Origin of the sequence: Hydrogenophaga sp. PML113, assembly GCF_001777155.1 — a bacterium.
Lineage (GTDB): Bacteria > Pseudomonadota > Gammaproteobacteria > Burkholderiales > Burkholderiaceae_C > Hydrogenophaga > Hydrogenophaga borbori.
The window spans coordinates 74,224-94,278 of sequence record NZ_MIYM01000002.1 but is presented as its reverse complement, the minus strand read 5'-3'; the positions used below and the strand labels follow the sequence as shown (position 1 = coordinate 94,278).

General features: G+C 67.2%; 22 protein-coding genes. 19 read left to right on the top strand and 3 right to left on the bottom strand.

Going from position 1 to position 20,055, the window contains the following annotated elements; genetic code table 11:
- Positions 1-173 precede the first annotated feature (173 nt).
- The 12 genes from BHU06_RS04045 to BHU06_RS03990 all read left to right on the top strand — a co-directional run bounded on the left by BHU06_RS04045 (position 174) and on the right by BHU06_RS03990 (position 10,266).
- Complete coding sequence (locus BHU06_RS04045) at positions 174-1,889, top strand: MFS transporter (RefSeq protein WP_217494341.1); 1,716 nt, start codon at positions 174-176, stop codon at positions 1,887-1,889.
- Between the two features lie 178 nt (positions 1,890-2,067).
- Complete coding sequence (locus BHU06_RS04040; RefSeq protein WP_070397870.1) at positions 2,068-2,367, top strand: hypothetical protein; 300 nt, start codon at positions 2,068-2,070, stop codon at positions 2,365-2,367.
- Entirely contained in the window at positions 2,364-2,939 is a 576-nt protein-coding gene (locus BHU06_RS04035; RefSeq protein WP_070397869.1) for a tetratricopeptide repeat protein, read from the top strand. Before BHU06_RS04040 ends, BHU06_RS04035 begins: the two co-directional genes overlap by 4 nt.
- 145 nt (positions 2,940-3,084) lie before the next feature.
- Complete coding sequence (locus BHU06_RS04030; protein ID WP_070397868.1) at positions 3,085-3,345, top strand: DUF4212 domain-containing protein; 261 nt, start codon at positions 3,085-3,087, stop codon at positions 3,343-3,345.
- A gap of 3 nt (positions 3,346-3,348) precedes the next feature.
- On the top strand, positions 3,349-5,463 hold the full coding sequence (locus BHU06_RS04025; protein WP_070397867.1) for a sodium:solute symporter family protein: 2,115 nt from the start codon (positions 3,349-3,351) through the stop codon (positions 5,461-5,463).
- A 195-nt stretch (positions 5,464-5,658) separates the two neighbouring features.
- Positions 5,659-6,030, top strand: a complete 372-nt coding sequence (gene rpsF, locus BHU06_RS04020; RefSeq protein WP_070397866.1) for a 30S ribosomal protein S6 — start codon at positions 5,659-5,661, stop codon at positions 6,028-6,030.
- 30 nt (positions 6,031-6,060) lie between these two features.
- Positions 6,061-6,348: a primosomal replication protein N gene (priB, locus tag BHU06_RS04015; protein ID WP_070397865.1), complete on the top strand. Its 288-nt coding sequence runs from the start codon at positions 6,061-6,063 to the stop codon at positions 6,346-6,348.
- Between the two features lie 12 nt (positions 6,349-6,360).
- On the top strand, positions 6,361-6,642 hold the full coding sequence (rpsR, locus tag BHU06_RS04010) for a 30S ribosomal protein S18 (protein ID WP_009520643.1): 282 nt from the start codon (positions 6,361-6,363) through the stop codon (positions 6,640-6,642).
- A 14-nt stretch (positions 6,643-6,656) separates the two neighbouring features.
- Positions 6,657-7,112, top strand: coding sequence for a 50S ribosomal protein L9 (rplI, locus tag BHU06_RS04005; protein WP_070397864.1), 456 nt, complete (start codon positions 6,657-6,659; stop codon positions 7,110-7,112).
- A gap of 157 nt (positions 7,113-7,269) precedes the next feature.
- Positions 7,270-8,691, top strand: a complete 1,422-nt coding sequence (dnaB, locus tag BHU06_RS04000) for a replicative DNA helicase (RefSeq protein ID WP_070397863.1) — start codon at positions 7,270-7,272, stop codon at positions 8,689-8,691.
- Between the two features lie 142 nt (positions 8,692-8,833).
- On the top strand, positions 8,834-9,811 hold the full coding sequence (locus BHU06_RS03995; protein ID WP_139146944.1) for a hypothetical protein: 978 nt from the start codon (positions 8,834-8,836) through the stop codon (positions 9,809-9,811).
- A gap of 104 nt (positions 9,812-9,915) precedes the next feature.
- Positions 9,916-10,266, top strand: coding sequence for a hypothetical protein (locus BHU06_RS03990; protein ID WP_139146943.1), 351 nt, complete (start codon positions 9,916-9,918; stop codon positions 10,264-10,266).
- Positions 10,267-10,275: 9 nt separating this feature from the next.
- Here the strand turns inward: BHU06_RS03990 and BHU06_RS03985 are convergent, their stop codons facing one another.
- From BHU06_RS03985 to BHU06_RS03975, 3 genes are all read right to left on the bottom strand, one after another.
- Positions 10,276-12,015 carry a PhoH family protein gene (locus tag BHU06_RS03985; protein ID WP_070397860.1) on the bottom strand — a complete coding sequence of 580 codons (1,740 nt, stop codon included), beginning with the start codon at positions 12,013-12,015 and terminating at the stop codon, positions 10,276-10,278.
- A gap of 209 nt (positions 12,016-12,224) precedes the next feature.
- A complete protein-coding gene (locus BHU06_RS03980) occupies positions 12,225-12,701 on the bottom strand; it encodes a peroxiredoxin (protein ID WP_070397859.1) in 477 nt (158 codons plus the stop codon).
- A 129-nt stretch (positions 12,702-12,830) separates the two neighbouring features.
- Complete coding sequence (locus BHU06_RS03975) at positions 12,831-13,232, bottom strand: Mth938-like domain-containing protein (RefSeq protein WP_070397858.1); 402 nt, start codon at positions 13,230-13,232, stop codon at positions 12,831-12,833.
- Positions 13,233-13,348: 116 nt separating this feature from the next.
- On the opposite strand from BHU06_RS03975, the gene BHU06_RS03970 reads away from it, so the two are divergent.
- The 7 genes from BHU06_RS03970 to BHU06_RS03940 all read left to right on the top strand — a co-directional run bounded on the left by BHU06_RS03970 (position 13,349) and on the right by BHU06_RS03940 (position 20,045).
- Positions 13,349-14,575, top strand: coding sequence for a pyridoxal phosphate-dependent aminotransferase (locus BHU06_RS03970; RefSeq protein ID WP_070397857.1), 1,227 nt, complete (start codon positions 13,349-13,351; stop codon positions 14,573-14,575).
- Positions 14,576-14,597: 22 nt separating this feature from the next.
- A complete protein-coding gene (locus tag BHU06_RS03965) occupies positions 14,598-15,920 on the top strand; it encodes a homoserine dehydrogenase (protein WP_070397856.1) in 1,323 nt (440 codons plus the stop codon).
- On the top strand, positions 15,920-17,443 hold the full coding sequence (locus tag BHU06_RS03960) for a threonine synthase (protein WP_070397855.1): 1,524 nt from the start codon (positions 15,920-15,922) through the stop codon (positions 17,441-17,443). The genes BHU06_RS03965 and BHU06_RS03960 overlap by 1 nt, the downstream gene beginning before the upstream one ends.
- A gap of 61 nt (positions 17,444-17,504) precedes the next feature.
- A complete protein-coding gene (gene mobB / locus BHU06_RS03955; RefSeq protein WP_070398232.1) occupies positions 17,505-18,038 on the top strand; it encodes a molybdopterin-guanine dinucleotide biosynthesis protein B in 534 nt (177 codons plus the stop codon).
- A complete protein-coding gene (glp, locus tag BHU06_RS03950; RefSeq protein WP_070397854.1) occupies positions 18,035-19,318 on the top strand; it encodes a gephyrin-like molybdotransferase Glp in 1,284 nt (427 codons plus the stop codon). Before mobB ends, glp begins: the two co-directional genes overlap by 4 nt.
- Complete coding sequence (locus tag BHU06_RS03945) at positions 19,315-19,569, top strand: MoaD/ThiS family protein (protein WP_070397853.1); 255 nt, start codon at positions 19,315-19,317, stop codon at positions 19,567-19,569. Before glp ends, BHU06_RS03945 begins: the two co-directional genes overlap by 4 nt.
- Positions 19,570-19,571: 2 nt before the next feature.
- Entirely contained in the window at positions 19,572-20,045 is a 474-nt protein-coding gene (locus tag BHU06_RS03940; protein WP_070397852.1) for a molybdenum cofactor biosynthesis protein MoaE, read from the top strand.
- Positions 20,046-20,055: the final 10 nt, after the last annotated feature.

Below are 20,055 nucleotides of genomic sequence, written 5' to 3'. Positions count from 1 at the left end.
GTCGCGCACCGCAATCGGTGCCGCTTTAATTCCTCCTTCAGTTCTGGGTCAGTTTGAAGTCAGTTCCGGGTCAGGGGCTGGTAAGCGCGCGTCTCTACAAATCGGCTCTGGAAGCCATCGGGCCTTCCAGCCCATTGAATGAGGAGACGCATGTGAACAGGAACACCGCAGCCATGGCGGCCGGCGCAAGCCGTGCGCCGGACCCCCGAAAACGTCCCATGACCCGCGAAGAGAAGCGGGTCATCCTGGCCTCATCGGCCGGCACCATCTTCGAGTGGTACGACTTCTATCTCTACGGTTCGCTCGCCGCGATCATCGGCGCGCAGTTTTTCTCTTCCTTTCCCGAGGCCACGCGCAACGTGTTTGCCTTGCTGGCCTTCGCGGCGGGCTTCCTGGTGCGGCCCTTCGGAGCGCTGGTGTTCGGCCGCCTCGGTGACCTGGTGGGCCGCAAGTACACCTTCCTGATCACGATCCTGATCATGGGCATTTCGACCTTCGTCGTCGGCCTGCTGCCCAGCTACGACTCCATCGGCTGGGCAGCGCCCGTGCTGCTGATCGCGCTGCGCATGCTGCAGGGCCTGGCGCTCGGTGGCGAGTACGGCGGGGCCGTGGTCTACGTGGCCGAGCACGCGCCGCATGGCCGCCGCGGCTTCTTCACGAGTTGGATCCAGACCACCGCGACGCTGGGCCTGCTGCTCTCGCTCATGGTGATCCTGGTGGTGCGCTCGGTGGTGGGTGAACAGGCCTTCACCACCTGGGGCTGGCGCATTCCCTTCCTGCTGTCGATCTTCCTGCTCGGGGTCTCGCTGTGGATTCGCCTGCAGATGGAAGAGTCTCCCGCCTTCAAGAAGATGAAAGCCGAAGGCGCCCAATCGAAGGCGCCGATTTCCGAGGCCTTCGGCAACTGGAAGAACGGCAAGTACGCCTTGCTGGCGCTGCTGGGTCTGGTGGCCGGCCAGGCGGTGGTCTGGTACACGGGCCAGTTCTATGCGCTGTTCTTCATCCAGACCATCCTGCGCGTGGACATGTTCACCGCCAACATGCTGATTGCCTGGGCGCTGATCCTGGGCACCGGCGGCTTCGTGGTGTTCGGCTCGCTCTCCGACACGATAGGCCGCAAGAAGATCATCCTGGCGGGCTGCCTGCTGGCCGCGCTGACCTACTTCCCGGTCTTCAACGCCATCACCCGGCTGGCCAACCCGGCGCTGCACGCGGCCCAGCAGAACACCACCGTGACGATCATCGCCGACCGGTCCGATTGCTCGTTCCAGTTCAACCCCACCGGCACCGCCAAGTTCACCAGTTCCTGCGACGTGACCAAGGCGCTGCTGGCGCGCAACTCGGTGAGCTACTCGGTGCAGTACCAGTCCGGCGTGGTGCCCGCGAAGGTGCAGATCGGCAGCACGGAGATACCTGCCTATGAGGCCGCCAAGCTCAGCGGCGACGACGCCAAGGCCGTGCCCGCCGCGTTCACGAAGAGCGTGAACGCGGCGCTGGCCGCGGCCGGCTACCCCGCCGCCGACAAGCCCGCGCCCGGCATCGTGAAGGTGGACGGCTTCTTCGGCGTGTTCAACGCACAGGCCTTCCCGCTGGTGATCATCCTCACCTACCTGGTGGTCCTGGTGACCATGGTGTACGGCCCGATCGCCGCGGCCCTGGTCGAGCTGTTTCCCACCCGCATCCGCTACACCGGCATGTCCCTGCCGTACCACATCGGCAACGGCTGGTTCGGTGGCCTGATGCCGGCGACGGCCTTCGCCATGATTGCCCACACCGGCGATCCGTACTACGGCCTGTGGTACCCCATCGTCATCGCCCTGGCCACGGTGCTCATCGGCGCGGTGTTCGTGCCCGACAACCACAAGAAGGACATCTTCGCCGCCGACTGAATTCGCGTGACCGGGTCCTCCCGGCCAGGCAAAGGGCTCTTCGGAGCCCTTTTTTGGTTTGCGATCTAGGGATAACCCTCACAGGGATCACCCGCTGTGGGGCGCTTGGTGTGAGGAATCGTAAGTAAACCGTAAGGGGCAGCGAAAGAATGGCGCCAACCCAAGGTGTCACTCACGCATGTTGCTGTTCCTGTCCATTGCCAAACTGATCTGCGAGATCGCGCTCATGTCGCTGTTCGGCCAGTGGGTGCTGGGCCTGCTGGCGGGCGCCAAGCGCGACACCAACTTCTTCTACCAGTTGCTGGCGCAGATCGGCCGTCCCTTCGTGGTGATGGCGCGCTTCATCACGCCGCGCAGCATCGTGCTGGACCGCCATGTGCCGCTGGTGGCTTTCCTCGTGCTGGCCTTTGCGTGGATCGTGGTGACGGCGCTGCGCATCCAGCACTGCCTGCGCATCGGTGTGGAGTTGTGCAAATGAACGCCTCGATGCAACTGCGCTTCCTGCGCTGGCAGATCAAGCTGCTGCTGGCCCTCGGCCGGCGTGCGGCGGCGCTCGAGCGCGTGGAGCGCATGCTGGCCATCGATCCCGACGACGCCTACGCCTGGGCGACGCTCGCCCATCTTAGGGCGGAGCAGGGCGACAAGGCCGGCGCGGTGGCGGCGCTCGAGCGCGTGGTCGCCGTGCGGCCGCAGCAGGCGGCGGGCTGGTTCAACCTGGGCTTCCTGCGCGAAGAACTGGGCTTGCTGGAAGACGCCGAGGCGGCGTTTCGCCAGGCCATCGCCCTTGAAGAAAAGATGGACCGGGCCTGGTACGGCCTGGCCTTGTGCCTGATCCGCCAGCGGCGCTTCGACGACGCCGTGGTCGCGCTCAAGCGCAACACCCAACTGCAGCCCATGAGCCCGTACGGCTGGTATCAGCTCGCGCGGGTTCATGTCGATCGGCAAGAGCCCGAAGAGGCGGCGAAGATCATTCGCCACCTCAAACGGTTCGAGCCCAAGGTGGCCGCCCAGCTGGAGCGCGAGACAGGGCTGGTTCAAGAACCGACCTGAGGCGCGCTGCCGCCGAGCGGCCGCAAAAAGGGGCACCGTCCGCAAGGCGGTGCCGACAACATGGACTTGGCGTGCAGGTCACCCATGAGGAGACGGGTGGTGTCCGTGACGTGCCCGTGAGGGTTTGTTGATGGAGGTCGATGCAATGCAATTGACAGAGAAGCACCGCCTGTACTGGCGGAAGAACCTCAACATCACGGCCATATTGCTTGCAATCTGGTTCGTCGTGACGTTCGTGGTGGGCTACTTCGCCCGGGATCTGCACTTCAACTTCTTCGGTTGGCCGTTCAGCTTCTGGGTGGGCGCGCAGGGTGCTCTGGTGGTCTATGTGGCCATCATTGCCTTCTACGCCTGGTACATGAACAAGCTCGACATCGAACACGGTGTCGACGAGGCCGAGGAGTAAACCATGGCAGGCATGTTTGAAACAGGCGGCGCCGGTGGCGCCCGCTCCAACGCTGCCTTCAAGCAGCAGCTCAACAAGGTCTACAAGTGGTACACGGGGGGCTTCTTCGTCTTCGTGGTTGCACTGGCCATCTTCGAGCAGCTCGGGCTGTCGCGCGAGTGGATCGGCTTCATCTTCCTGATCGCGACGATCGCGCTCTACGCCGGCATCGGCATCATGAGCCGCACCACCGATGCGGCCGAGTACTACGTGGCCGGGCGCCGCGTGCCTGCCGTGTACAACGGCATGGCCACCGGCGCCGACTGGATGTCGGCCGCGTCCTTCATCGGCATGGCGGGCACGCTCTACCTCACGGGCTATGGGGGCCTGGCCTTCATCATGGGCTGGACCGGTGGTTACTGTCTGGTGGCGCTGTTCCTGGCGCCGTACCTGCGCAAGTTCGGCCAGTTCACCATTCCCGATTTCCTGGGTGAGCGCTACGGCGGCAACCTGCCGCGCTTTCTGGGCATCCTTGCGGCCATCCTCTGTTCCTTCACCTACGTGGTGGCGCAGATCTACGGCGTGGGCATCATCACGGCGCGCCTGACCGGCGTGGCCTTCGAGCTCGGGATCTTCCTGGGCCTCGGCGGCATCCTGGTGTGCTCGTTCCTGGGTGGCATGCGCGCGGTGACCTGGACGCAAGTCGCCCAGTACATCATCCTGATCATTGCCTACATGATCCCGGTGGTCTGGCTGTCGGTGAAGCAGACCAACGTGCCCGTGCCGCAGCTCATTTATGGGCAGCAACTGGTCAAGGTGACCGAAGCCGAGACGCGGCTGATCAACGATCCGAAGGAGATCGAGGTCCGCAACGTGTTCAAGCAGCGCTCAGACGCTCTGGCCGAGAAGCTGAAGGACCCGGCCGCCGCGCTGGCCGCCGACAAGGCCGCTGCCGACAAAAAGCTGGCCGACCTGCGCGCCGCCAATGCGCCTACCGCCGAGATCGCGGTTGCCGAGAAAGCCGTCGCGGACCTGCCGAAGGACGAGGCCGCCGCCAAGGCCGCCTGGACGCGCGCCAAAGCCGCTGCGGACGCGAAGACCAAGCCGCTCAATGGCATGCCGCGCCACGCCGCGCAGTACGTCGGCGACCCGAACGGCGACGCGGCCGCGAAGAAGACCTTCGACGAATCGCGGCGCAACTTCCTCGCGCTGATCTTCTGCCTGATGGTGGGCACCGCTGCGCTGCCGCACATCCTGATGCGCTACTACACGGTGCCCAGCGTGAAGGAGGCGCGGGCCTCGGTGACGTGGTCGTTGTTCTTCATCTTCCTGCTGTACTTCACCGCGCCGGCCCTGGCCGTGCTGGTCAAGTTCGAGGTGTTCAACGTCCTGGTGGGCACACCGTTCAACAACCTGCCGGAGTGGATAGCGGCATGGAACCGTGTCGACCCGACCCTGCTGTCGGTGACCGACGTGAACAAGGACGGCATCTTGCAGCTCAACGAGATGAGCATCGGCGGCGACATCATCGTGCTGGCAACCCCCGCCATCGGTGGCCTGCCGTACGTGATCTCGGGCCTGGTGGCGGCCGGCGGCCTGGCCGCGGCGCTGTCCACGGCCGACGGCCTGCTGCTGACCATCGCCAACGCGCTGTCGCACGACCTGTACTACAAGATGATCGACCCCAACGCCTCGACGGCCCGCCGCGTCACGATCTCCAAGACGCTGCTGCTGGTCGTGGCCCTGGCCGCCGCCTATGTGGCCGCCCAGAAACCGGCCGACATCCTGTTCCTGGTCTCCGCGGCGTTCTCGTTCGCTGCCTCGGCGTTCTTCCCGGCACTGGTGCTCGGCATCTTCTGGAAGCGCGCCACCGGCATCGCCGCTTCGCTGGGCATGATCGCGGGCCTGGGTATCACCTTCTACTACATGGCCACCACACAGCCCTGGCTGCGTGGCATCTTCGGCGTCACCTCGCCGATCGAGCTGTGGTGGGGCATCCAGCCGATCTCGGCCGGCGTGTTCGGCGTGCCGCTGGGCATCGCGGTGATCGTCCTGGTCAGCCTGGTGACCCCGGCGCCGAGCAAGAAGATCCAGGAGCTGGTGGAGCACGTGCGCTACCCCAACCTGAAGGCCGCCTGAACGGCGCCCGATAGGTCCCCGCCCGCCGCGAAGGCGGGCGGTCCCAGGCCCGGACCACCGGCAGGTGGCCCGGGCTTTTCACTTTTGTATAATCGCGGGCTTGCCTTGCTGCACCCCTGCTGACGCCTGGGGGCGGCTGTCAATCTCCCAGGCCAGGGTTTTCCGATCGGCCGGGGGCATCCACAAGGAGAGTCCATGCGTCACTATGAGATCGTCTTGCTGATCCACCCGGATCAGAGCGAACAGGTTCCGGCCATGCTGGAGCGCTACAAGGGCATGATCACCGCCGGTGGCGGCAAGATCCACCGCGTTGAAGACTGGGGCCGCCGCCAGCTGGCTTACCAGATCAACAAGCTGTCCAAGGCCCACTACCTCTGCGTCAACATCGAGGCCGACCAGGCCGTGATGAACGAGCTGGAGCACGCCTTCCGCTTCAACGACGCGGTGCTGCGCCACCTGAGCGTGCAGCGCAAGAAAGCCGACACCGGCCCGTCGTCCATGATGAAGACGGTCGAGCGCGAAGAGGCCCGCAAGGCCCAGCAGCAATCGCAGGAGCAATCCGCCTGACGCCCCTGGCGTGAGGTTCGCGGGAATCGGGTGAACCGTCTCCAGTTGCAGGCCGCGGTGGTGCAGGTGCAGAACCTGCGCTACACACCGGCAGGCATCCCGGTGCTCAATCTCGTGCTCGAACACGAGTCGCAGCAGACCGAACTGGACACACCCCGCACCGTCGCCCTCCAGATCCGTGCCGTGGCCTTCGGGCCCCTGGCCGAGACCCTGCAGAAGCAGGCGCTCAACGAACTGGCGGACTTCGACGGGTTCCTCGCGAACGCGCGCAACGGCAAAGGCGTGGTCTTCCACATCCAGGCATTCAGCAAGACATAGGAGAGGCCCATCATGGCTGCACCCAAGCGTTTCAACAAAGACAAGCGCCCCAAGCGCAACACCCAGTCGCTGCTTTTCAAGCGCAAGCGCTTCTGCCGCTTCACCGTCGCCAAGGTCGAAGAGGTGGACTACAAAGACATCGACGTCCTGCGCGACTTCATTTCTGAAAACGGCAAGATCATCCCGGCGCGCCTGACCGGCACCCGCGCGATCTACCAGCGCCAGGTCACCACCGCCATCAAGCGCGCGCGCTTCCTGGCCATGCTGCCCTACAGCGATCAGCACCGCGTCTGATTGAGGAGCCCGACATGCAAGTGATTCTTCTCGAAAAAGTCCACAACCTCGGCGCCCTCGGCGATGTCGTCAAGGTCAAGGACGGCTACGCCCGCAACTTCCTGATCCCGACCGGCCAGGCCCGCCGCGCCACCAAGGACGCCCTGGCGGCCTTCGAGGCCCGCCGCGCCGAACTGGAAAAGGCCGCCGCCGCCAAGCTGGCCGCCGCTCAGGCCGTGGGTGAGAAGCTGGCCGCCACCACCCTCAAGCTCACGCAGAAGGCTGGTGTGGATGGCCGTCTGTTCGGCTCCGTCACCAACCACGACGTGGCCGACGAGCTGCACAAGCAAGGCTTCAAGGACGTGGTCAAGTCGCAGGTGCGCATGCCCAATGGCCCGCTCAAGGCCGTGGGCGACTACACCGTGCAGATCAACCTGCACACCGACGTCACGGTCGACGTGGCCGTCTCGGTGCTCGGCGAAACCGCCTGATCGCCGCGGACCCCCAGTCCGCCAGAAAGCCGCTGTCCTCGGGCAGCGGCTTTTTCTTTTCACCGGGCATGCACCGCATTCCCACCGGTTCTCCACAGGGTTGTCCCCTGACGAGGACTACCCGGGGGCGTACCATTCCCCTTTGCCCTGACGCCGCATGTCCACCGCCTTCTCCAGCCCATTTCCTGACCTTGGCAGCGGCCTCGACGAGACCGGTGACCGCCAGGTCGCGCAGCTCCGCGTTCCGCCGCACTCCATCGAAGCCGAGTCCAGCGTGCTTGGCGGCCTGTTGCTGGACAACGGCGCCTGGGACCGCGTCGCGGACCTGCTCAACGACTCCGACTTCTACCGTTACGAACACCGCCTGACGTACTCGGCCATCGCTGCGCTGGTCAATGCGTCCAAGCCGGCCGACGTGGTGACGGTGTTCGAGCACCTGCAGAACCTGGGCAAGGCCGACGAGGCGGGCGGGCTGGCCTACCTCAACTCGCTCGCGCAGTACGTGCCCAGTGCGGCCAACATCCGCCGCTACGCCGAGATCGTGCGCGAGCGCGCCGTGCTGCGAAAGCTCGTGGCCGCCAGCGACGAAATCGCCACCTCCGCCTTCAACCCGCAGGGCAAGCCGGTCGCCAAGATCCTCGACGAAGCCGAACAGAAGATCTTCAAGATCGGCGAGGAAGGCTCGCGCATGAAGGAGGGCTTCCAGTCGATGGACCGGCTGGTGGTTGAGCTGCTCGATCGCGTGCAGGAGATGGCCGACAACCCGCAGGACGTGACCGGCGTGCCCACCGGCTTCATCGACCTCGACCGCATGACCGCGGGCCTGCAGGGGGGCGATCTGATCGTGCTGGCGGCGCGTCCTTCGATGGGCAAGACCGCTTTCGCCATCAACATCGCCGAGCATGTGGCGCTGAACGAGGGCCTGCCCGTCGCCGTGTTCTCCATGGAAATGGGCGCGGCCCAGCTCGCGGTGCGTATCGTGGGCTCCATCGGCCGCATCAACCAGGGCCACCTGCGCACCGGCAAGCTCACCGACGACGAATGGCCGCGCCTGACGGAGGCCATCGAGAAGCTGCGCAACGTGTCGCTGCACATCGACGAGACGCCCGGTCTCACGCCCAGCGAGCTGCGCGCCAACGCGCGTCGCCTGGCGCGCACCTGCGGCAAGCTCGGTCTGATCGTGGTCGACTACCTGCAGCTCATGAGCGGCTCCAGCAGCGACGGCGGCGACAACCGCGCCACCGAACTCGGCGAGATCTCGCGTGGCCTGAAGATGCTGGCCAAGGAGCTGCAATGCCCGGTGATCGCGCTGTCGCAGCTAAATCGTTCGGTCGAACAGCGCACCGACAAGCGTCCCATGATGAGCGACCTGCGTGAATCGGGCGCCATCGAGCAGGACGCGGACATCATCATGTTCATCTACCGCGACGAGTACTACACCAAGGATGCCTGCAAAGAGCCGGGTGTGGCGGAGATCATCATCGGCAAGCAGCGAAACGGCCCCACGGGAACGGTCAAGCTGGCGTTCTTGAATATGTTGACCCGTTTCGAATCGCTCGTGGGCGGCGGCGACTACTGAGTCCCTTCACGCCCGAGAGGCGCGGGCGCCCGACCACCCTGACGCCCTAAGTTCTCACCATCTGCTGTTCTCTATGGCCCGGTCACACCAGTACCGGTAGGAGGACGCACATAGTTCGCGCCTCTTGATGCAGGGAGGACGCATGATCAGCCAGTCGCCACCATTGGATGTGCCCGCCGTGGTGCCACCGAGCCCCGCCACTTGGCGGGGCCACCCAGTCCCCGAGGGCGTGACGATCGGATCGCTGGCCCTGCCAGCCCAGGACACCACCATCCTGCGGGCGCTGGTGCGCTTGCTGGACGGGGCGTTGGGCATGGGGCTTCGGTACAGCGAGGACGTCGCCGGTTGCCATGTGGTCTTTGCCTCGCCGGCGGCATTGAGCACCTGCCCGGGCCGCACCACCGTCGTGGTCACCGACGCCGCCACCGTGCCGCTCGGGTGGGGCGGCCCGATCACCATCAGTTCTCCCTTGCGCATGATCAGCGTCATCACGGCCTTGCAACAGGCCTTGCCCCGGCGGCGGTCTTCGAACCCCCTGGATCGCCAGCGGTGGTTGTCCTCACTGTTCGAGCGTCTGCGAGCGGCGCTTCGGAGCTGTGGTCACAGCGTTTTGCCGATCGGCGGAGGGCAGTTGCTCCGGCTCGATGCGGTGTCGCAGTCCATGCAGGCCACCGTTCCGGTCGAGCAGCTGCTCTCGCACGCGCATGATCTGGGTGCGCTGCGCCCGTGCACGGCGGCCGATGAAGACGCGCTGCAAGGGGCCGAGACGCATTCGCTGAGCGTGTTCCTGTGGCGCCTGAGCGCGACCATGGTGGAGGCGCGCGCGCCCCATCCGCCCTTGCGCGGCGCCTGGCGCCTGCGGCGCTGGCCCCAGGCCATGGGGCTCATGGCGCCGGGCCACCCGCACCTGGCGGCCTTGCTGTGGCGCCGGCCATACACCGCCCTGGAGTTGGCCGAGCGTGCAGGTTTGCCGCTGCCTGTGGTCCGGGCCTTCGTGCTCACGGGTGACGCGCTGGGCCTGGGCCAACTGGAAGAGGCCACCCATCCCCTGGACGTGGCCCGCGAAGGCGCGGCTTGGGGCCGGTTCAAACCCTTGCGCGAGAAGTGGCGGTTGTGGTGACCCCCGCCACGACACCCGCCGAATTCAAGATTGTCATCACCGGGCCCAGGGGGGCTGGCAAGGCCACCGCCAGCCGATCCATTGGTGAGGGCATCGCCGTGCCCATGAGCCTCGACGGAAGCGGGAGGGCGCTGGATGGCCTGCCCCCCGCCGCCGCCGGCGCGTTGGGCTTGATCGTGCTGGTCGACAACAGCCAAACCGACCCCATTGCCCAGGTGGAGTGGCACCTGCGAGTGCTGGCCGGGCCCATCGGGCCCCTGCCCACGGTGGTGGGCGTGGGGCGGCTGGAGACGCATCCTTCGCCCGGCGTCGAGGCCTACTGCGCTGGCCTGGAGGCGGCGGGCTGGCGCGTGCCGGTCATCGACGTCGACGTGCGCCGTGAGGCCGATGTCCGGCTGTTGCTCTCCGTTCTGGTGGGCCTGGCCGAGGCCGACGGTGGCGCGCCACCCGAATGAAGGCGGGCCTTAGAGCACTTCGGAGGCGAAGTCGGCGAGCCTTGAGCGTTCGCCACGCGCCAGCGTGATGTGCCCGCCGTGCGGCCAGCCCTTGAAGCGGTCCACCGCGTAGGTCAGGCCCGAGGAGCCTTCAGTGAGGTAGGGCGTGTCGATCTGCGCCAGGTTGCCCATGCAGATCATCTTGGTGCCCGGGCCCGCGCGCGTGATCAGCGTCTTCATCTGCTTGGGCGTCAGGTTCTGCGCCTCGTCGATGATCACGTACTTGTTCATGAAGGTCCGGCCGCGCATGAAGTTCATGCTTTTGACCTTGATGCGGCTGCGGATGAGTTCATTGGTGGCCGCGCGACCCCATTCGCCCGCATTGCCACCGTCGCCCTTGGCCAGGAACTCCAGGTTGTCGTCCAGCGCGCCCATCCAGGGGCCCATCTTTTCTTCCTCGGTGCCGGGCAGGAAACCGATGTCTTCGCCCACGCTGACGGTGGCGCGGGTCATGATGATCTCGGTGTAGCGCCGGTCGTCCAGCACCTGCGTGAGGCCGGCGGCCAGAGCCATCAGCGTCTTGCCCGTGCCGGCCGTGCCGGCAAGCGTCACGAAGTCGATTTCGGGGTCCATCAGAAGGTTGAGGGCGAAGTTCTGCTCGCGGTTGCGGCTGGTGACTCCCCAGACGGCGTTTTTGAGGTGCGTGTAGTCCTTGAGCGTCTTGAGCACCGCGGTCTTGTCGCGGATCTCGGTCACGCGCGCGTACAGCGAGGGCTCGCCCGGCGCTTCGAAGTAGACGAACTGGTTGATGTGGAACTGGCCCACCGCCGGGCCGCTCACGCGGTAGAACGTGTGGCTGCCGCTCTGCCAGCTTTCGATGGTCTTGCTCTGGCGCGTCCAGAAGTCCTGTGGAAGGGCCAGCGAGCCCGGGTACAGCAGCTCACCGTCGTCCAGGGTCTTGTCATTCTCGTAGTCCTCCGCGGCCAGACCCAATGCGCGCGCCTTCACGCGCATGTTGATGTCCTTGGACACCAGGATCACGTCGCGATCGGGGTGGCGCTGGCGCAGCGCAGCCACCACGCCGAGGATCTGGTTGTCGGCCTTGCCCTGGGGCAGGGACGGGGGCAACTCGCTCAGCAGCGGCTCGGTCTGGAAGAACAGCAGGCCGCGCGCGGATTGGTGGCCGGTGGCGGAGAGCTTCAGGCCCTTGGTCATGTCGCCACCGGCCTGGGCGGCCAGGGCGTCGAGCGTGCGGCTGGTCTGGCGGCCGTTGCGGGCGACCTCGGTCATGCCCTTTTTGTGGCCGTCCAGCTCTTCCAGCACGATCATCGGCAGGTAGATGTCGTGTTCCTCGAAGCGGAAGAGGCTCATCGGATCGTGCAGCAGCACGTTCGTGTCGAGGACGAAGAGGCGGGCGGGGCCGCCGCTGGCCACCTTGCCGCCGGCGCGGCGCCGCGGGGCGGCCACGGGCGAGGAGGGAGCGAGGCTGGTGGAGGCGGGCGCGGCCGGCTCGGGACGCTCGGCGCGGTCCTTGAGTTCCAGGGCGGGGGCCGGTGCGCGGCGGGTCTTGGCGGCCGGCGCGGGACGCGTTTTGCGCGGGGCGGGTGCGTCGACCGGTGCGGGCGCCGCCAGCGTATCGTCATCCGGGAGGATGTTCAGGCCGCCGGTGCGCTCGTCGAAATCTTCGAGGTTGGCGTTGGAGGCCTTGAGGGTGTAGGCGTCGGGGGCGAGGAGGGCGGCGCGTTTGGAGGGGGCGGGGGGCAGGGGCATGTGGGCTTGGCGTTCAGCGCGCGGGCTCGAAAAAACAAAAAGCCGCCGGGAAAACCGGGCGGCTTTGCGTGCGTCGGAGGGGGCGGAAACAGCGGTGGACAGGGAAGATGCCCGAAGACATGCGAATCACTATACACCTTCCGCATGTCACCGAAAGCGCGGTGACGCGGTGGGGCAGCGGGGTGTCGCTGCGCCGCACCACCAGGCGTTCAGGCGGCCTTTTTGAGCGCCTTGACCGCCTTGAGCACTTCCTCGACGTGGCCGGGAACCTTCAGGCCGCGCCACTCCTGGCGCAGCACGCCGTCGGGCCCGATCAGGAAGGTGCTGCGCTCGATGCCCTTGACCTTCTTGCCGTACATGATCTTGTTCTTGACCACGCCGAACATGTGGCACATCTTTTCCTCGGTGTCGGCAATGAGCTCGAAGGGCAGCTCCAGCTTGGCCTTGAAGTCATCGTGCGACTTCATGTTGTCGCGCGAGACGCCGAACACCTGGGCGCCGGCCTTGACGAAATCCTTGTACTTGTCGCGAAACTGCATGGCCTCGGTGGTGCAGCCAGGCGTATTGTCCTTGGGGTAGAAATACAGCACGAGCGTCTGACCGAGGTGGCTCTGGTGGCTGACCTTGACGCCGCCGGTGGCCAGGGATTCGAACTCGGGGATGGGTTTATTGACAACGACGGCCATGCTGTGGAGACCCCTGACGTAAGTGGATGGTGTTGCGTTGGCTGCCCGAGTGGCCGGACCGACGCTGCGCATGCATACGGAAGGTCTGACCGGGCAACAACCCAGTATTTTACCTCTTTGGGGGCCCGATTACCCGGATACGGGCTGGGAACCACCTTCTTGTAGGAGGGCCGCCGCAACGCGGCGCCCTTCGCCGGCCAGGATGTTGTAGGTCCTGCAGGCGGCCGCTGTGTCCATGGTTTCCACGCCAATACCCCGTTCCAGCAGGGCCCGCAGCAGCCGGGGTGCGACGAAGCGCAGCCGCGCGCCGCTGCCGAAGACCACCAATTCCGGCGCCACGCCGGCCGGGTCCAGCAGTTCCTCGAAGTGCCCCGGGCCCAGGTCCTCGAAGCGCTGGCAGTTCCAGGGGCGCAGTTGCCCGCTGGCCGTGAGCACCACACTGGCCGTGTGGCGTTCGCCGTTGATCGCGATCCAGCCCTCGCCGAGGGCGGTGATGGCGAGTTGGTGGGGCGTGTCGGCGTGCAGTTTCATGGGGCGTTCGCGCCCTGGGCGAGCTGGAGAACTGTGGTCAAATCGCAAGTTTGCTCGTGACCGGCGCGGCATCCATCTTAGCCTTCCCGTGCCAGGCTTCCGCCCTCGGAGGGACTTTGAAGACCATCCAGAAATCCGCCAAGCTCGCCAACGTCTGCTACGACATCCGCGGTCCCATCATGGACGCGGCGCGGCAGATGGAGGAAGAGGGCCACAAGATCATCAAGCTCAACATCGGCAATCTGGCGGTGTTCGGTTTTGATGCGCCCGAGGAGATCCAGCAGGACATGATCCGCAACCTGCCGAATTCGGCGGGTTACTCCGACAGCAAGGGCATCTTCGCGGCGCGCAAGGCGGTGATGCACGAGACCCAGCTGCAGGGCATCCAGGGAGTCACCCTGGAGGACATCTACCTCGGCAACGGCGCCAGCGAGCTGATCGTGATGGCGACCAACGCGTTGCTCGATGACGGCGACGAGCTGCTGCTGCCGGCCCCCGACTACCCCCTGTGGACGGCGGCGGCCAGTCTGTCGGGTGGCACGCCCGTGCACTACATGTGCGACGAGTCCAAGGGCTGGATGCCCGACATCGAGGACATCCGCCGCAAGATCACGCCGGCCACCAAGGGCATCGTGGTCATCAACCCGAACAACCCCACCGGTGCGCTGTACCCCAAGGAGCTGCTGCAGCAGATCGTGGGCCTGGCGCGCCAGCACGGCCTGGTGATCTTCGCCGACGAGGTCTACGACAAGGTGCTGTACGACGACGTCAAGCACGTGCCGATCGGCAGCCTGTCGAACGACGTGCTCACGCTCACCTTCAACTCGCTGTCCAAGAGCTACCGCTCCTGCGGCTACCGCGCGGGCTGGCTGGTGGTGTCGGGCGACAAGAAACCCGCCAAGGACTACATCGAGGGCCTGAACATGCTCTCGAACATGCGCCTGTGCGCCAACGTGCCAGGCCAGTGGGCGATCCAGACCGCCCTCGGCGGCTACCAGAGCATCAACGACCTGGTGCAGGAGGGCGGGCGCCTGCGCCGCCAGCGCGACCTGGCCTACGAACTCATCACGGCGATCCCGGGGGTGAGCTGCGTCAAGCCGCAGGCGGCGCTCTACATGTTTCCGAAGCTCGATCCGGCGATGTACCCCGTGCAGGACGACCAGCAGCTGTTCCTGGAACTGCTGCAGGAAACCCGCGTGATGCTGGTGCAGGGATCGGGCTTCAACTACCCCGACAACCAGCACTTCCGCATCGTCTTCCTGCCGCACGAGGACGACCTGCGCGAGGCCATCGGCCGCGTCGCGCGCTTCCTTGAACACTGGCGAAAACGCCACGGCAACTGAGTTTTTCCTTTTTCACCGACCGATGAAACCGATTCAAGTGGGCCTGCTGGGCATTGGCACCGTGGGCAGCGGCACCTTCAACGTGCTGCAACGCAACCAGGAAGAGATCCGCCGCCGCGCCGGCCGCGGCATCCAGATCACCATGGTGGCTGACCTCGACGTGGCGCGCGCCAGGGCCGTGGTGGGGGAGGGCGTCACCGTCGTGGGCGATGCGCGCGAGGTGATCGCCAATCCCGACATCGACATCGTGATCGAACTCATCGGCGGCTATGGCATCGCCAAGGCCCTGGTGATGGAGGCCATCTCGGCGGGCAAGCACGTGGTCACGGCCAACAAGGCCCTGCTCGCGGTGCACGGCACCGAGATCTTCGCGGCGGCCTCGGCGCGCGGCGTGATCGTGGCCTTCGAGGCCGCCGTGGCCGGTGGCATCCCCATCATCAAGGCGCTGCGCGAGGGCCTCTCGGCCAACCACATCGAGTGGATCGCCGGCATCATCAACGGCACCACCAACTTCATCCTCTCGGAGATGCGCGACAAGGGGCTCGACTTCGAGGTCGTGCTCAAGGAGGCGCAGCGCCTGGGCTATGCCGAAGCCGACCCGACCTTCGACATCGAGGGCGTGGACGCGGCGCACAAGGCGACCATCATGAGCGCCATCGCCTTCGGCATCCCGGTGCAGTTCCCCAAGGCCTATGTCGAGGGCATCACCCAGCTGTCGGCCACCGACATCCGCTACGCCGAGCAGCTGGGCTACCGCATCAAGCTGCTGGGCATCACCAAGCGCGCGCCGCGCGGCATCGAGCTGCGCGTGCACCCTTGTCTGGTGCCGGCCAAGCGCCTGCTGGCCAACGTCGAGGGGGCGATGAACGCGGTGGTGGTGCACGGCGACGCCGTGGGCACCACGCTGTACTACGGCAAGGGCGCGGGCAGCGAACCCACGGCCAGCGCCGTGATCGCCGATCTGGTGGACGTGACGCGCCTGCACACGGCCGACCCGCACCACCGCGTGCCGCACCTGGCCTTCCAGCCCGACGCCCTGAGCGACCTGCCGGTGCTGCCCATGAGCGAGGTGGTCACCAGCTACTACCTGCGCCTGCGCGTGGCCGACGAGGCCGGCGTGCTCGCCAAGGTCACGGGCGTGCTCGCGCTCAACGGCATCAGCATCGACGCCGTGCTGCAGCGCGAGGCCGACGAGGTGGGCGGCGAGGGCGCCACCAGCACCGACCTCATCATCCTCACGCACGACACGCGCGAAGGCACCATGGACAAGGTGCTGGCCGAGCTGCAGGCCCTGCCCACGGTGCTGTCGCCCATCGTGCGCATCCGCAAGGAAGAGCTCCGCTGATGCGTTACCTGTCCACGCGCGGCCACGCCGAACGCAAGCGCTTCTGCGAGATCCTGCTGGAAGGGCTGGCGCCCGACGGCGGCCTGTACCTGCCCGAGCGCTACCCGCAGGTGGACGCCGCCGCGCTGAAGCGCCTGCGCGCGGTCTTCAACGAAGGCAAGCCCGGCGGCTACGCGGCGCTGGCCTTTGAGATCCTCTCGCTCTACATCGACGACATTCCCGCGGCCGACCTGCGTGCCCTCTGCGAGCGCACCTACACCGAGGCGGTGTTCGGCAACCCGGCCATCGTGCCGCTCAAGCAGCTCGAGGACGGCTTCTACCTCGAGGCCCTGTCCAACGGCCCCACGCTGGCCTTCAAAGACATGGCCATGCAACTGTTGGGGCAGCTGTTCGAGTACGAGCTGGGTCGCCGCGGCGAGTCGCTCAACATCCTGGGCGCCACCAGCGGCGACACCGGCAGCGCGGCCGAGCACGCCATGAAGGGCAAGCGCGGCGTGCGCGTCTTCATGCTCAGCCCGCACGGCCGCATGAGCCCCTTCCAGCAGGCGCAGATGTTCAGCCTGACGGACCCGAACATCCACAACATCGCCATCGAGGGCGTGTTCGACGACTGCCAGGACATCGTCAAGGCCGTCAGCAACGACCTCGACTTCAAGCGCCGCCACAAGATCGGCACGGTCAACTCCATCAACTGGGCGCGGCTGCTGGCCCAGGTGGTCTATTACTTCGCCGGCTACTTCCAGGCCACCAGCGGAGCCCCCACGCTCCCCGCTGCGCGTGGTTCGCAGCCCCCCGAGGGGGCTGATTCGCCTGGGGGCGGTCCGGCGGCGAACCACAACGCCGAGCGCGTGAGCTTCACCGTGCCCAGCGGCAACTTCGGCAACGTCTGCGCGGGCCACGTGGCGCGGCAGATGGGCCTGCCCATCCACCGGCTGGTGGTGGCGACGAACGAGAACGACGTGCTCGACGAGTTCTTCCGCACCGGCGTCTACCGCGTGCGCGGCAGCGCCGACACGCACGAGACCTCCAGCCCCTCGATGGACATTTCCAAGGCGAGCAACTTCGAGCGCTTCGTCTTCGACCTCGTGGGCCGCGACCCGGCGCGCTGCAAGGCGCTGTTCGCCGACGCGCTGTCGCGCGAGGGCCGCTTCGACCTGAGCGGTGATGCCGTTTTCGCCGATGCCGCCGCGCACTACGGCTTCCAAAGCGGGCGCAGCACCCACGCCGACCGCCTGGCCACCATCCGCGAGGTCGACCGGCGCCACGCCGTGGTGATCGACACCCACACCGCCGATGGCGTCAAGGTGGCGCGCGAGCACCTCGAGCCCGGCGTGCCCATGGTGGTGCTGGAAACCGCGCTGCCGATCAAGTTCGCCGAGACCATCGTGGAGGCCCTGGGCCACGAGCCCGAGCGCCCGGCCGCCTACGTGGGCATCGAGTCGCTGCCCAAGCGCGTGACCGTGATGCCGGCCGACGTCGACCGGGTCAAGGCCTACATCGCCGAGCGCACCGCGGCCGCATGAGCGCCGCCGGGCCGTTCCCCAGGCGACCAGCCCCGCCGTGCGCGGCGCGGAGGGCGATCCGGTGAACGTCGTCGGCTTCGCGGGCTTCTCGGGTTCTGGCAAGACCACGCTGGTCGAACAGCTCATTCCCGCCCTGCGCCTGCGTGGCCACCGCGTCTCGGTCATCAAGCACGCGCACCACAGCTTCGACATCGACCACCCCGGCAAGGACACCTGGCGCCACCGCGAGGCCGGCGCCGTGGAGATCGTGGCCGCGTCGCCCCGGCGGGTGGTCTTCATGCGCGAGTTGGAGACCGAGGCCACGCACGACGTGCACGCGCTCATCGCGCGGCTCAGCGCCGAGGTGGACTGGGTGCTGGTCGAGGGCTTCAAGGGCAGCAGCCTGCCCAAGATCGAGGTCTGGCGCCAGGCCAGCGGCCAGCCCGTGATCTACCCGGCGCAGCCCCGGGTGCTGGCCGTGGCCACCGACAGCCCCGCGGCCCTGCCCGAACCACCCGCACGCCCGGTGCTGGATTTGAACGCGCCCGATGACGTGGCCGCGTGGCTGGTCGACAATGCCAGCCGGTTCCACTACAGACCTCCCGACGCCCCATGAACGCTCCGGCCCGCGCGCCCCTGATGGCCCTGGATGACGCCCTGGCCGCCTTGCTCGGCCGCGCCACGCCCCTCGCCGACACCGACACGGTGCCCACCATCGACGCCGTGGGCCGCGTGCTGGCGCAGGACCTGGTGAGTGCCCTGCAGGTGCCGCCGCAAGACAACTCCTCCATGGATGGCTACGCCGTGCGCTGCGCCGACGTGACCGACAAAGGCGTGGTGCTGCCCATCAGCCAGCGCATCCCGGCCGGCCACGCGGGCGGGCCGCTGCAGCCCGGCACCTGCGCGCGCATCTTCACCGGCGCCCCCATGCCCGAAGGCGCCGACGCGGTGGTCATGCAGGAAGACACGCGCGAGGTCGGCGGCGACCTGCACGCGGTGCACATCGACAGCATTCCCGAACCCGGCCAGTGGGTGCGCCGCTCGGGCGAGGACGTGGCGCGCGGCGCCACCGTGCTGGCGCGCGGCCAGCGCCTGGACGAAGGCGCCCTGGGACTGGCGGCCAGCCTGGGCCTGCCCCATCTGCGGGTGGTGCGCCGCCCGCGCGTGGCCCTGTTCTCCACCGGCGACGAGCTCGTGATGCCCGGCGAGGTGCCGCCCGAGGCCATGAAACCCGGCGCCATCTACAACTCCAACCGCTTCTTCCTGCGCGCACTGCTGCAGCGCTTCGGCTGCGAGGTGAGCGACCTCGGCATCGTGCCGGACCAGCGCGAGTCCACGCTGGCCGCGCTCAAGACGGCGGCCGACCACCACGACCTGATCCTCACCAGCGGCGGCGTGTCCGTGGGTGAGGAAGACCACATCAAGCCCTCGGTGCAGCAACTGGGCGGGCTCGACCTCTGGCAGATCGCCATGAAGCCCGGCAAGCCCTTCGCCTACGGCCATGTGCGGCGCGACGCGGGGGCGGGGCAGGGCGTGGGCAGCCATTGCCACTTCATCGGTCTGCCGGGCAACCCGGTGTCCAGCTACGTCACCTTCCTGCTGCTCGTGCGCCCCTTCCTGCTGCAGCTGCAGGGTATCGCCGATCCGCGCGCCCTGCGCCTGCCCGCGGCACTGCCGCTGCGCGCCGACTTCAGCCTGCCGCGCGCCGACAGGCGCCGCGAGTTCCTGCGCGCGCGCCGCAACGCCAGCGGCGGCGTCGAGCTGTTCCCGAACCAGAGCTCGGGCGTGCTCACCTCCGTGGTCTGGGCCGACGGCCTGGTCGACAACCCCTCGGGCACCACCATCGCGCCGGGCGACACCGTGCGCTTCATCGCCCTGTCGGACCTGCTTGCATGAACACCATCCAGCTGCGCTACTTCGCCTCCATCCGCGAGGCCATCGGCACCGGCGCCGAGCGCCTGAGCACCGCCGCGCCCACGCTGGCGGCGCTGCGCGACGAACTCATCGCGCGCGGCGGCGCGCACGCTCAGGCGCTGGCGCGCGGCAAGGCCGTGCGCGTCTCGCTCAACCAGGCCATGGCCGACGAAAGCGCCGCGCTCGCCGACGGCGCCGAGGTGGCCTTCTTCCCGCCCGTGACCGGCGGTTGAGCATGGCCGCGCGCGTTTCCATCCAGACCGCCGACTTCGACCTGAGCACCGAGGTCGCGCTGCTGCGCTTGCAGGACAAGGGCGTGGGCGCGGTCTGCAGCTTCATCGGCACCGTGCGCGACCGCAACGACGGCCTGGCCGTCAGCGCGATGGAGCTGGAGCACTACCCTGGCATGACCGAAAAGGCCATCGAGGCCATGATCGACGAGGCCTTGCGGCGCTTCGACATCCTCGGTGCGCGGGTCATCCACCGCGTGGGGCCGCTGCAGCCACTGGACCAGATCGTGCTCGTGGTCGTCAGCGCCGCCCACCGGGGCCAGAGCTTCCAGGCCTGTGAGTTCCTGATGGACTACCTCAAGACCCAGGCGCCGTTCTGGAAGAAGGAGCAAACGCCCGAGGGCGCGCGCTGGGTCGACGCGCGCGTGAGCGACGACGCCGCACTGGCCCGCTGGGGCCTGCCGGCGAACAACGCCTGAGGACCCAGGG